This window comes from Streptomyces sp. NPDC002958, from assembly GCF_055563255.1.
Genome location: NZ_JBVHDS010000002.1, coordinates 581,956 through 593,387, shown reverse-complemented (window position 1 = coordinate 593,387; position 11,432 = coordinate 581,956). Strand labels below are relative to the sequence as shown.

Below are 11,432 nucleotides of genomic sequence, written 5' to 3'. Positions count from 1 at the left end.
GTCCGGAGCAGTGACGTACTGTTGGGGACACAACGACGCGGGGTGGAGCAGCTCGGTAGCTCGCTGGGCTCATAACCCAGAGGTCGCAGGTTCAAATCCTGTCCCCGCTACTGAACGCGGAAGGCCGGATCCTCCAGAGGATCCGGCCTTCCGCGTATAGCCATGCGCGGGAGTCGGAGCTGTCAGAGCTTGCGGCCCACGGCCTCCGAGTACATCGCCCGGTCGACCGCCTTCGTCTCCGGTACCGGGGCACCCTTCGAGACGCCCGAATCGGCGTACGCCTTCTGCAGCCGGTCCGTCGTGCCCTTCCGTATCTCCCAGTCCATCCGCATCGAGGGGGTCGACCGCAGCGTGGCCTCGTCGGTCTTCATCAGCTTCGCCAGTTCGGCGACGAACGCGGGATCGGACTTGTAGTCGTCGGCGAAATAGGTGTTCACCGTCCGGATGTAGGCGCGGAGGAAGGCGACGCCCGCGTCCGGGTCCTTGTTGAGCAGCGTCGGGCCGAAGAGCAGGCCGCCGAGGGGTTCACCGACCGGCTGGCCGCCCAGGAACGCGTACTTCTTGTTGCCGTCCACCTTGCGCCAGACCGGGTCGAGCAGCCAGGCAGAGTCCACGCCGCCGTTCTGCAGCGCGGTCAGCACGTCCGCCGAACCGAGCTGCTGGAAGCTGATCCTGTCGAGGCCGCCGCCGTGCTTCTTCAGGGAGGTGTCCATCGGGTACGCGATGACCGAGCCCTTGCCGATCATCGTGCCCATCTTCCGGCCCGCCATATCGACGTGATCGGCGTTCTCGCCGTCCTTGAGCCGTACCCATAGGCCGCTCTTGGACGTGGGGTCGGGGGAGAAGTTGCCCGCCACCCACTTGATGTCGAAGCCGCCGTTGATGCCGTTCATCACGGCCGCCTCGGGAGCCGCCCACTGGGCGTCCACATCGCCCTTGGCGAGCAGTGGCAGGGCGTCAGGGGTGGGCAGCACCTTCAGCTCGACGTCCAGCCCCTCCTTCGCGAACTCGCCCTTCGTCACCGCCAGCTGGAGCGGAGCAACGTACTCCGCACTCAGGGTGCCGGTGGCGACGACGACCTTCCGCTGCTTCGCCAGGGGCTGGGCGGCCGGGGCGCCCTTGTCGCAGCGGGCCGGTTTCCGGTCGGGGGCGAGGTCGGCCGGGTCGGTCCAGCTGTCGGCGCCACAGCCCGCGACGGGCTTGACGGTGCGCGGCGCGGCCGGGGCGCCGCTGTCGTCGGCGGAGTCGTTCCCGGCGCAGCCCGCCGCGCCGAGCAAGGATGCCGTGACGAGCAGGACGGTGCAGGTGAAGGGGGTACGAGTACGCACAGTGCCTCCGTACGAAGAACGTGGGGGAGCCGATGGAGAGCCCGGCGGGACACCGGGCACGGTTCCGGCGGGGAGCCGTTCACGACTGGCTGCGGCCGCGGTCGCGCGGGGCCCACGGCGTGAGCAACCGCCCGGCGATCCGCACCACTTCGGAGAAGACGACACCGAGGACCGCCACACACACGATGCCGACGAACATCACATCGTTCTGGAACAGTGCCCGGGAGTCGAAGATCAGATGGCCGAGGCCGTCGGCCGCCGCGATTTGCTCGGAGGCGACGATGACCAGCACGGCCACCCCCGCCGCGATGCGCGCCCCGACCAGGACCGCGGGCAGCGACGCGGGCAGCAGCACATGCCGGAACATCTGCCAGGGCGAGGCGCCGAAGACCTGACCGGCGTCCCGGTGGCCGACGGGGACGGCGAGCACGGCCGCCATGGTGGAGATCCAGACGAAGAAGAAGACGGTCGCGGCGACCAGGGCGATCTGCGGACCTTCGCCGAGGCCGAACATATTGAGGAAGACCGGCAGCAGGGCCAGCTTCGGTACGACGTACAAGGCATCGAGCAACGGCTCCAGCGCCGCCCGTACGAGCGAGAGCGAGCCCATCAGCAGCCCGAGCGCGTATCCCGCGACGGTACCGATCGCATAGCCGCCGAGGACCCGTTTGAGTGTGGCCCACACATCCGGCCACAGCTCACCGGCGCCCGCCCGGTCCCAGCCGTCCGCCAGGATGGTGGAGGGGGCGGGGTAGACCCGGTCGTCGATCCAGGACCGGTCGGCGGCCAGCTGCCAGAGCAGCACGAGGAGCAGCGGTACGGCGACGGCGAGCGCGAGTTCCAGGGCGCGACGCCTGCGGTGGGTGCGTACCGGATGCAGCTCCTGCGGGCCCGGCCTGCGGATCAGGACACCGTCGTCGGGCTTCGTGGCATTCACAGTGGTGCTCATGCCGGGACCGCCTCCCTCCGCACCTCGCCGCGCAGCAGCTCCCACAACTCGCTCTTCAGCGCGGTGAATTCGGGTGCCGACCGGACCTCGCCGGTGCGCGGCCGGCTGAACGGCGGGCGGCGCTCGGCGATGATCCGCCCCGGTCTGGCGGACATCACCAGCACCCTGTCCCCGAGCACGATCGCCTCTTCGAGGCTGTGGGTGATGAAGAGGGTGGTGGTACGCGTGGTCTGGGTGAGGTCGAGCAGTTCGTCCTGGAGGATCGTGCGCAGCTGGGCGTCGAGCGCCGCGAACGGCTCGTCCATCAGCAGCATCTCGGGTTCGACGGCGAGGGCACGGGCGATCGCGACCCGTTGCCGCATCCCGCCGGAGAGGGCGGCCGGATACGCGCCCGCGAAGTCGGAGAGCCCCATCCGGGCCAGCCAGTCGCGCGCCCTGGCGTCGGCCTCCTTGCGCGGTACGCGCTGTACGTCGAGGCCGAACCGGACGTTGGCGAGGACGGTCTTCCAGTCGTAGATCCCGTAGTCCTGGAAGATCATCGCCGCCGGGCGGGGCGAGGCCGTACGGATGGACAGCTCGCCGGAGCTGGGGCGGAGCAGCCCGGCGGCGATCCTGAGCAGCGTGGACTTGCCGCAGCCGGACGGGCCGACGATGCAGGCGAACTCGCCCGGTGCGAGAGAGAGATCGACCGGGCCGAGGACGGGCAAGGCCTTGGCGCCGCGCCCGAACGAGCGGGTGAGCGCGTCGGCGCGGAGTTTCGCAAAGGTGACTGGGGCTGGGGCTGGGGCTGGGGCTGGGGTCGGGTGCGGATCTCCCACGGGTCTCTCCTCGCGCGTATCGAGGTGCGGATCCGCCGCGGGGCGGACGTGATCGCCGCCGACGATATGACTACCCGTCAGATTCGGGAAGGGGGTGCGCGCGGGGTGGGGGCGGGGATGCGTGCCATCCCCGGGAGGCGTTCACGCGGAAGGCCCCGGTGCGCGTGATGCTCGCGCCGGGGCCCTCCGTGGCAGAACTCAGGTCGTCGCGGCGCAGTTCGGGCAGATGCCGCGGTAGGTCACCTCGACATTGGAGACCGTGAAACCGAACCGCTCGTCGCTCGGTAGATCGGCCAGCGGGTCGCCCGCCGGGTGCACGTCGCGGATGGTGCCGCAGTTCGCGCAGACGAGGTGGTGGTGGGGGCGGTGCGCGTTCGGGTCGTACCTCTTGGCCCGGCGATCCGTGGAGACCTCGATGACCTCACCGAGCGTCACCATCTCGCCCAGGGTGTTGTAGACGGTGGCGCGGGAGATCTCGGGCAGCTTGGCGACGGCCCGTGCGTGGACCTCGTCAGCCGTCAGGTGCACATGGTCCCCGTCGAGGACCTCGGCCACGACGCGCCGCTGCGCAGTCATGCGCCAGCCGCGTCCGCGAAGTCGTTCCAACAGGTCACTCATAAGCACAAGCCTAACAGTGGGGGGACCAGGTCCCGAACAGATGTGAGTTTGGATGTCCACTTGACTTAGACTATGTCCATTGTAGGATCGGGACCGGCATACGCCAAGTGACTGGCTGTGCAGGACATGACGAATGTGCAGGAACGACGCAGGAGGCGCACGTGACGCAGGGACCGCTCACCACGGAGGCCGGCGCGCCGGTCGCCGACAACCAGAACAGCCAGACCGCGGGCGTCGGTGGTCCGGTCCTGGTGCAGGACCAGTCGCTGCTGGAAAAGCTCGCGCACTTCAACCGTGAGCGCATTCCGGAGCGCATCGTCCACGCCCGCGGCGCCGGCGCGTACGGCACGTTCACGCTGACCCGCGACGTCTCGCAGTGGACGCGGGCGAAGTTCCTCTCCGAGGTCGGCAAGCAGACCGAGACGTTCCTGCGCTTCTCGACCGTCGCGGGCAGCCTCGGCTCGGCCGACGCGGTGCGTGACCCCCGCGGCTTCGCGCTGAAGTTCTACACCGAAGAGGGCAACTACGACCTCGTCGGCAACAACACCCCGGTGTTCTTCATCAAGGACGCCATCAAGTTCCCGGACTTCATCCACACCCAGAAGCGCGACCCGTACACCGGCTCGCAGGAGGCTGACAACGTCTGGGACTTCTGGGGTCTGTCGCCCGAGTCCACCCACCAGGTGACCTGGCTCTTCGGCGACCGTGGCATCCCGGCGACGCTGCGCCACATGAACGGGTACGGCTCGCACACGTACCAGTGGAACAACGAGGCCGGCGAGGTCTTCTGGGTCAAGTACCACTTCAAGACCGACCAGGGCATCAAGAACCTCACCCAGGCCGAGGCCAACAAGCTCGCCGGTGAGGACCCGGACAGCCACCAGCGCGATCTGCGCGAGGCGATAGAGCGCGGCGACTTCCCGTCCTGGACGGTGCAGGTCCAGATCATGCCGGCGGCCGAGGCGGCCACGTACCGCTTCAACCCGTTCGACCTCACCAAGGTGTGGCCGCACGCGGACTACCCGCCGATCGAGATCGGGAAGCTGGAGCTCAACCGCAACCCGGAGAACGTCTTCGCGGAGACCGAGCAGTCGATCTTCAGCCCCGCGCACTTCGTGCCGGGCATCGGTCCGTCCCCCGACAAGATGCTCCAGGGCCGTCTCTTCGCGTACGGCGATGCCCACCGCTATCGCGTCGGCATCAACGCCGACCACCTGCCGGTGAACCGCCCGCACGCCACCGAGGCGCGCACCAACAGCCGTGACGGCTACCTGTACGACGGCCGCCACAAGGGTGCGAAGAACTACGAGCCGAACAGCTTCGGCGGCCCGGTCCAGACGGACCGGCCGCTGTGGGAACCCACCTCGGTCACGGGTGAGATCGGTACGCACGTGGCCCCGAGCCACGCCGAGGACAACGACTTCGTGCAGGCCGGAGACCTCTACCGGCTCTTCTCCGAGGACGAGAAGGCCCGGCTGATCGAGAACCTCGCCGGGTTCATCGCCAAGGTGTCGCGCGACGACATCGCCGAGCGCGCGATCAACAACTTCCGCCAGGCGGACGGCGACTTCGGCAAGCGTCTGGAGGCCGCGGTCCAGGCCCTCCGCGGCTAGTGCTGTGACCGGCGGTGTTTGCCCGGAATAGGCGTCGTCCAGCGCGCGCGATCGCCGGGCGGCCGGAAGTCCTTGGACGGGGTCTTCCCTGCTCGAACGACGTTGAGAGCTTGGGGAAGGAGCCACCAGGGCTTTTGGCCGACACGCCGCGAGCGTGCGTGCTGGGCGGCGCGGCCGGGCCAAGCTTGCCGGGAGGGGCCCTCCCGGTACGGGCGCCTGTCGTCGACGGTGGGACGGTCTCCTTTTCGGAGGGGCCGGCCCACCGGTCGTTCGTGGGGCTCAGCCGACGAGTTCCGCGTGGTGGCGGCGCCTGGTGGGCGCCCAGCAACGCAGGATGTCGCGGACCGAGACGATGCCGACGGGCCCGTGGTCGTCCAGCACGATCAGATGGCGGAACCCGCCGTGCGTCATGGCCTCCGCGGCCTCTTCCAGAGTCCAGGAGGGCGCGGCGAAGACCACATCGGTGGTGGTGTGCGTGGCGGCGGTCTCGACATCGGGATTCTGACCGGCGCCGACCGCGTTGAGTATGTCGCGCTCGGTGAGTATGCCGAGCCCGCTGGTGTCCCGGTCGAGGACGACGGCGGCTCCGACGTGTCGGACCGACATCAGCCGGGCGGCCTGGCGGAGCGTATGGGCGGGGCCGATGGTGAGGACCAGTGTGCTCATGGCGTCACGGACGAGCATGAAGGGAGCCACCTCCTTCGTGAAGCGACTGTGTGAGTCGATTCACGAGTTCACAAGCGGGGGACTCTCAGGGTTGCATTGATGTGGGACCGGAACAAGGGGGGCGTGATCGTCCGAGGGGCGTGCGGTGGTGCGGGACGCCCCTCGGGAGCGTGATCCCGATCAGTAGCGCTGGTTCAGATAACCCAGCAGTTCGTGGTGGAGCAGTCCGTTCGAGGCCGCCGCATTGCCGCCGCCGGGGCCGGACACCCCGTCCAGGCTGGTGAACTTCCCGCCCGCTTCCTGGACGATGATCGCGTTCGCGGCCATGTCCCAGAGCGAGAGCTCCGGCTCCGCGCAGATGTCGACCGATCCCTCGGCGACCATCATGTACGGCCAGAAGTCCCCGTACCCGCGAGTGCGCCAGCAGGCCCTGGTCAGATCCATGAAACCGTCGAGCCGGCCCTGTTCCTCCCAGCCGCTGAGCGACGCGTACGCGAACGAGGAGTCCGCGATCCGCTCCACCTTCGACACCTGCAGCCGGGTCGCGGAGGTCAGGCTGCGGCCCGAGAACGCGCCCGCACCCTTCGCCGCCCACCAGCGCCGGTTCAGCGCGGGGGCCGAGACCACACCGACCACCGGCTGGAAGCCCTCTTCACCCGCTTCCATCAGCGAGATCAGCGTCGCCCAGACCGGCACTCCGCGTACGTAGTTCTTGGTGCCGTCGATCGGGTCGACGACCCAGCGGCGCGGGCCGGTTCCCTCGATTCCGAACTCCTCGCCCAGAATCGCATCGCGCGGGCGCGCCCGATGGAGGTGGCCGCGGATCAGCTCCTCGGCGGCCTTGTCGGCCTCGCTCACCGGCGTCATGTCCGGCTTGGTCTCGACCTTGAGGTCCAGAGCCTTGAACCGGTCCATCGTCGCCGCGTCGGCGGCGTCCGCCAGCACATGGGCGAGGCGCAGATCATCGTGGTAGTCGGGCATGTCGTCACAGTATCGACCGCAAGGTGAACAGGGCTACAGGACACCGGAGCCGCGCGGGCCATTGACAGTCCCCAAGAGCGCGTCAACTCTGGGACGCAGAGCCCTTGGCGCGGGAGGCGACGATGCCCACGGCGCGAGAAGCATTGCTGGACGCCGCCCTCTCGGCGCTGGCGACCCTGCCCTGGTCGGCGGTGCGCATGGTCGATGTCGCGTCCGCCGCCGGGGTGTCCCGACAGACCCTCTACAACGAGTTCGGAAGCAAGGACGGCCTGGCCCGTGCCCTGGTCCGAAGCGCCGCCGACGGCTATCTGGCCGGTGTCGAGCGGGCACTGGGATCAGCCGGCGGTACGGGGGACGGACTGGTCGCCACCGCTGCCTGGACCGTCCGGGCCGTTCGTGCGAACGGTCTGGTCAGGGGGTTGCTCACGGGCTGCTGGGGTGAGCGATTACCCCGTCCCGTACGTCCCGCGGCGCCGACCGCCTCGCTCGTGCCCGCCCAGCGGCGTGCCGACGCCGGGACGCCGACGCCCGCCGAGTTGCTCGGCCAGGTCAGGGAACGCGCGGTGGCCGCCCTCGGCGAGGGAGGGCCACCGCACGACCCGGAGGCACTGGCCGTGACCTGCGAGATCGCGCTGCGGCTCGCACTGAGCTACGCGCTGGTGCCGGCGCCCTCGGGGACGGAGGGGGAGTCGGTGCCGCTGGTGCGCGAGGCGCTGGAGCGGCGGCCTGCCCGGTGAGCGCCGGTCGGTGCGGGCGCCGGTCACACAGCCGCGTGCCACTTCACGGGCACGGTCGTCACGGTGTGAGCGCGACGCGTGGTCAGTGGGACGAGCCCGAGAGCTGGAGCCCGATCACTCCGACGATCACCAGGGAGATCGAGACCAGCTTGAGGGTGGAGACCACGTCGCCGAGGAAGACCATGCCGTAGATCGCGGTGCCCGTCGCGCCGATGCCCGTCCACACAGCGTAGGCGGGCCCCACGTCGAGTTTCTTCAGCGCCAGCGTCAGCAGACCGAAGCTGCCGAGGGCGAAGACGCAGAACGCGATGGTCGGCCAGAGCCGGGTGAAGCCGTGCGAGAGCTTCAGGCAGACGGCGAAGCCGGTCTCCAGAAGTCCTGCGACCACGACCAGCAGCCACGCCATCAGTGACCTCCCGCTTCGGTGACCGCCTTTGCCACGCTGGGTGTGATTATGCACTTACCTGCGGCAGCAGATCGCAAACGTGCCCGGGTCAGTCGCCTTCGCGTCGTTCCCGGGTGGAGAGCAGCCGCCGCAGCGAATCCAGCCGCGCCGGATCGGCGTGGCCGTCCGCGACCCAGGCGTCCAGAGCGCACTCCGGTTCATGACTGTCATGGGTGCAGCCGCGCGGGCAGTCCTCGGCGCCGGGCTTCAGGTCCAAGAACGCGTGGATCACCCGGGACGGGTCGATGTGGTTGAGCCCGAAGGAGCGCACGCCGGGGGTGTCGATCACCCAGCCGCGGTAGTCGGGCAGGGGGAGCGCCAGCGCCGATGTGGTGGTGTGCCGGCCACGGCCGGTGACCGCGTTGACCACCCCGGTGGTACGCCGTCGGTCCTTCGGTACGAGCGCGTTGACCAGCGTCGTCTTTCCGACACCGGAGTGCCCGACGAAGGCGGTGACCCGGTCGCGCAGCTGGTCACGGACCCGGTCTGCCGCGTCGCCGTTCTCCAGCTCCTCGCGGCTGGTGACGATGAACGGGACGCCCAGCGGGGTGTATGCCTCCAGCAGCTTGTCCGGGGAGGCCAGGTCGGACTTGGTGAGAACCAGGAGCGGGCTCAGTCCGCCGTCGTACGCGGCGACCAGACAGCGGTCGATCATCCGCGGGCGGGGTTCCGGATCGGCCAGCGCGGTGACGATCGCCAGCTGGTCGGCGTTGGCGACGACCACCCGCTCGTACGGATCGTCGTCGTCAGCGGTCCGGCGCAGTACCGAGCGGCGCTCACCGATGCGGACGATACGGGCGAGGGTGTCCTTGGCGCCGGACAGATCGCCGACGATGGAGACGGTGTCCCCCACCACGGCGGCCTTCCGGCCCAGCTCACGGGCCTTCATCGCCATGACCGTACGGCCGTCGACGAGACAGGTGAGGCGGCCGCGGTCGACGGTGAGGACCATGCCCTCCTCGGCGTCCTCGTGCTTCGGGCGGGTATGCGTACGAGGCCGGTTGCCCTTCGGGTTGGGGCGGAACCGGATGTCGTCCTCGTCGGGGTTCTTGCCATAGCGGCGCATGTCTCAGGCCCCGAGCATTCCGGTCCACATCTGCGGGAAGTCCGGCAGGGTCTTGGCGGTAGTCGCCACGTTCTCGATCTCCACTCCGGGGACGGCAAGGCCGATGATCGACCCCGCGGTTGCCATCCGGTGGTCGTCGTACGTATGGAAGGTACCGCCGTGCAGCGGCCTGGGCCGGATGCGGAGACCGTCGGCGGTCTCGGTGACATCGCCTCCGAGCTCGTTGATCTCCTTGGTGAGCGCGGCGAGCCGGTCCGTCTCGTGCAGCCGCAGATGGGCGACACCGGTCAGGGTGGACGGGCCGTCGGCGAGGGCCGCGACCGCCGCGATACCCGGGGTGAGCTCACCGACCTCGCCGAGGTCGACGTCGATGCCGTGGACACGGCCCGAACCGGTGAATGTGAGGCCGCGCTCGGTCAGCTCGCAGCTGCCGCCCATCGCGGTGAAGATCTCCCGCAGGGCGTCGCCGGGCTGGGTGGTGCGCTCGGGCCAGTCGGGGATGGTGACCCGCCCGCCGGTGACCAGCGCGGCGGCGAGGAACGGCTGGGCGTTGGAGAGGTCGGGCTCCACGGTCAGATCGCGGCCGAGCAGGGCGGAGGGGGAGACCCGCCAGACGTTCGGCTCGCCGCCCGTCTCCGGCTCGTCGACCTGGGCGCCGACGGCGCGCAGCATGTCGACGGTCATCCGGATGTGCGGCATGGAGGGGAGCCTGGCGCCGGTGTGACGCACCTCCACCCCCTGGTTGTAGCGCGGCGCCGACAGCAGCAGCGCCGAGACGAACTGGGAGGACGAGGAAGCGTCGATCGTCACCGTTCCGCCGTCCAGCGCCCCGCCGCCGTGCACGGTCATCGGCAGCGAGCCGCGCCCGTCGTCGTCGATCCGGGCGCCCAGCACCCGCAGCGCGTCGATCACGCCGTTCAGCGGGCGCTCGTACGAACGGGGGTCGCCGTCGAAATGGATCGGACCGTCGGCCAGGGCCGCGACCGGCGGCAGGAAGCGCATGACCGTGCCGGCATTGCCGACGTCGACCGTGGTGGGGCCGTGCAGGCCGGCCGGGATGACCCGCCAGACCTCGCCGGAGCCTTCCGGGCCGAGGCCCTCCTCGATGCCGACGCCCAGCGCGCGCAGCGCCTCGGCCATCAGCAAGGTGTCGCGGGAGCGAAGCGGTCGGCGCAGCCAGCCGGGCTCGGCGGCGAGAGCGGCGAGGACCAGGGCGCGATTGGTGACCGATTTCGATCCGGGCACGGTGACGGTCGCGTCGACGGCCCCACTCGCATGCGGGGCGGGCCAGAGGGCGGGGTGCACGGAACTTTCGGTCATGGACCTCACTTTAGTGGCTCACCGCAAACCCGAATCTCGATCAAATGGGTCGGAAGCAGCGCGTAATACAAGCGTGGTACGTGTCGCCCCCCATACAAGCGTGGTACGTGTCGCCGGGCGGTACCGCCCTTCACAGACCGAGCAGCCAGCCCCCGCCGCCGATCAGTGAGCAGAGCGACACCGCGTGGAAGAGGAACAGCCAGAGCGCGGCCGGCACATCCGTCAGCCGCGACAACTGGTCCGCGTCCGAGTCCGGCGCACCGCCGTGCCGCCGCTTCGACTGGAGCTCGAAGGCCGGACGTACGCCGCCGAGCAGCAGGAACCAGACCACGGTGTACGCGAACAGCGACTGCACGGCGGGCGAGGCCAGCCAGGACACCAGCAGGAAGGTCGAACCGGTGAAGATCACCGTCAGCGCCCCGTACACATTGCGGATCACCACCAGCATCACCGCGAGCAGCGCTGTGGCCAGCCACAGCAACAGCGTGATCCTGCCGTTGACCAGCAGCCACGCCCCGCCCAGCCCCAGCAGCGGCGGGGCGGTGTAGCCCGCCGCCGCGGTCAGGATCATCCCTATGCCGGTCGGCTTGCCGCGGCTGACCGTCAGCCCGCTGGTGTCCGAGTGCAGCCGGATGCCGGACAGCTGCCGTCCGGTGAGCAGCGCGATCAGCCCGTGCCCGCCCTCGTGCGCGATGGTGATCGCGTTGCGGGTCAGCCGCCATATCAGGTTCGGTACGACGGCTATCAGCGCGAGCGTGCCGGTCACCACCACCAGCCACTGCTCGGGCGCGGGCTGGGTGCCGAAGACGCGGTCCCACAGATTGCCCAGATCGGTGTTGTCCATGGCGTGGGCGACTCCTTGCGGTATCGGCGTTTTGTCGTCGTGACGGT

12 protein-coding genes and 1 tRNA gene are annotated in these 11,432 nt (G+C 69.6%); 3 read left to right on the top strand and 10 right to left on the bottom strand.

Annotation, left to right across the window (positions count from 1 at the left end; all coding sequences use genetic code 11):
- Nucleotides 1-36: 36 nt before the first annotated feature.
- Nucleotides 37-110, top strand: a tRNA-Met gene (locus tag ACZ3IC_RS06155).
- A gap of 72 nt (nt 111-182) precedes the next feature.
- Here ACZ3IC_RS06155 and ACZ3IC_RS06150 read toward each other — a convergent pair.
- From ACZ3IC_RS06150 to ACZ3IC_RS06135, 4 genes are all read right to left on the bottom strand, one after another.
- Nucleotides 183-1,328: an ABC transporter substrate-binding protein gene (locus tag ACZ3IC_RS06150; RefSeq protein WP_467413042.1), complete on the bottom strand. Its 1,146-nt coding sequence runs from the start codon at nt 1,326-1,328 to the stop codon at nt 183-185.
- Between the two features lie 79 nt (nt 1,329-1,407).
- Complete coding sequence (locus ACZ3IC_RS06145; protein ID WP_467413041.1) at nt 1,408-2,277, bottom strand: ABC transporter permease; 870 nt, start codon at nt 2,275-2,277, stop codon at nt 1,408-1,410.
- Nucleotides 2,274-3,095, bottom strand: coding sequence for an ABC transporter ATP-binding protein (locus ACZ3IC_RS06140; RefSeq protein WP_467413039.1), 822 nt, complete (start codon nt 3,093-3,095; stop codon nt 2,274-2,276). The genes ACZ3IC_RS06145 and ACZ3IC_RS06140 overlap by 4 nt, the downstream gene beginning before the upstream one ends.
- A 198-nt stretch (nt 3,096-3,293) precedes the next feature.
- Entirely contained in the window at nt 3,294-3,713 is a 420-nt protein-coding gene (locus ACZ3IC_RS06135) for a Fur family transcriptional regulator (protein WP_467413038.1), read from the bottom strand.
- A gap of 161 nt (nt 3,714-3,874) precedes the next feature.
- On the opposite strand from ACZ3IC_RS06135, the gene ACZ3IC_RS06130 reads away from it, so the two are divergent.
- A complete protein-coding gene (locus tag ACZ3IC_RS06130; RefSeq protein ID WP_467413035.1) occupies nt 3,875-5,326 on the top strand; it encodes a catalase in 1,452 nt (483 codons plus the stop codon).
- A gap of 279 nt (nt 5,327-5,605) precedes the next feature.
- On the opposite strand, the gene ACZ3IC_RS06125 is transcribed toward ACZ3IC_RS06130, so the two are convergent.
- Nucleotides 5,606-6,010 carry a CBS domain-containing protein gene (locus tag ACZ3IC_RS06125; RefSeq protein WP_467413033.1) on the bottom strand — a complete coding sequence of 135 codons (405 nt, stop codon included), beginning with the start codon at nt 6,008-6,010 and terminating at the stop codon, nt 5,606-5,608.
- Between the two features lie 162 nt (nt 6,011-6,172).
- Nucleotides 6,173-6,973 (bottom strand): histidinol-phosphatase, encoded by an 801-nt coding sequence (gene hisN, locus ACZ3IC_RS06120; protein WP_467413031.1) that lies wholly within the window; start codon nt 6,971-6,973, stop codon nt 6,173-6,175.
- Between the two features lie 122 nt (nt 6,974-7,095).
- Here hisN and ACZ3IC_RS06115 point away from each other — a divergent pair, with 122 nt between their 5' ends.
- On the top strand, nt 7,096-7,710 hold the full coding sequence (locus tag ACZ3IC_RS06115) for a TetR/AcrR family transcriptional regulator (protein WP_467413029.1): 615 nt from the start codon (nt 7,096-7,098) through the stop codon (nt 7,708-7,710).
- An 82-nt stretch (nt 7,711-7,792) separates the two neighbouring features.
- Here ACZ3IC_RS06115 and ACZ3IC_RS06110 read toward each other — a convergent pair whose 3' ends face one another.
- The 4 genes from ACZ3IC_RS06110 to ACZ3IC_RS06095 all read right to left on the bottom strand — a co-directional run bounded on the left by ACZ3IC_RS06110 (nt 7,793) and on the right by ACZ3IC_RS06095 (nt 11,385).
- Nucleotides 7,793-8,116 carry a DMT family transporter gene (locus ACZ3IC_RS06110; protein WP_467413026.1) on the bottom strand — a complete coding sequence of 108 codons (324 nt, stop codon included), beginning with the start codon at nt 8,114-8,116 and terminating at the stop codon, nt 7,793-7,795.
- Nucleotides 8,117-8,204: 88 nt separating this feature from the next.
- Nucleotides 8,205-9,221: a ribosome small subunit-dependent GTPase A gene (gene rsgA / locus ACZ3IC_RS06105; RefSeq protein WP_467413024.1), complete on the bottom strand. Its 1,017-nt coding sequence runs from the start codon at nt 9,219-9,221 to the stop codon at nt 8,205-8,207.
- A 3-nt stretch (nt 9,222-9,224) separates the two neighbouring features.
- Complete coding sequence (gene aroA / locus ACZ3IC_RS06100) at nt 9,225-10,541, bottom strand: 3-phosphoshikimate 1-carboxyvinyltransferase (RefSeq protein ID WP_467413022.1); 1,317 nt, start codon at nt 10,539-10,541, stop codon at nt 9,225-9,227.
- A 130-nt stretch (nt 10,542-10,671) separates the two neighbouring features.
- Entirely contained in the window at nt 10,672-11,385 is a 714-nt protein-coding gene (locus ACZ3IC_RS06095) for a M50 family metallopeptidase (protein ID WP_467413021.1), read from the bottom strand.
- Between the last annotated feature and the right edge of the window lie 47 nt (nt 11,386-11,432).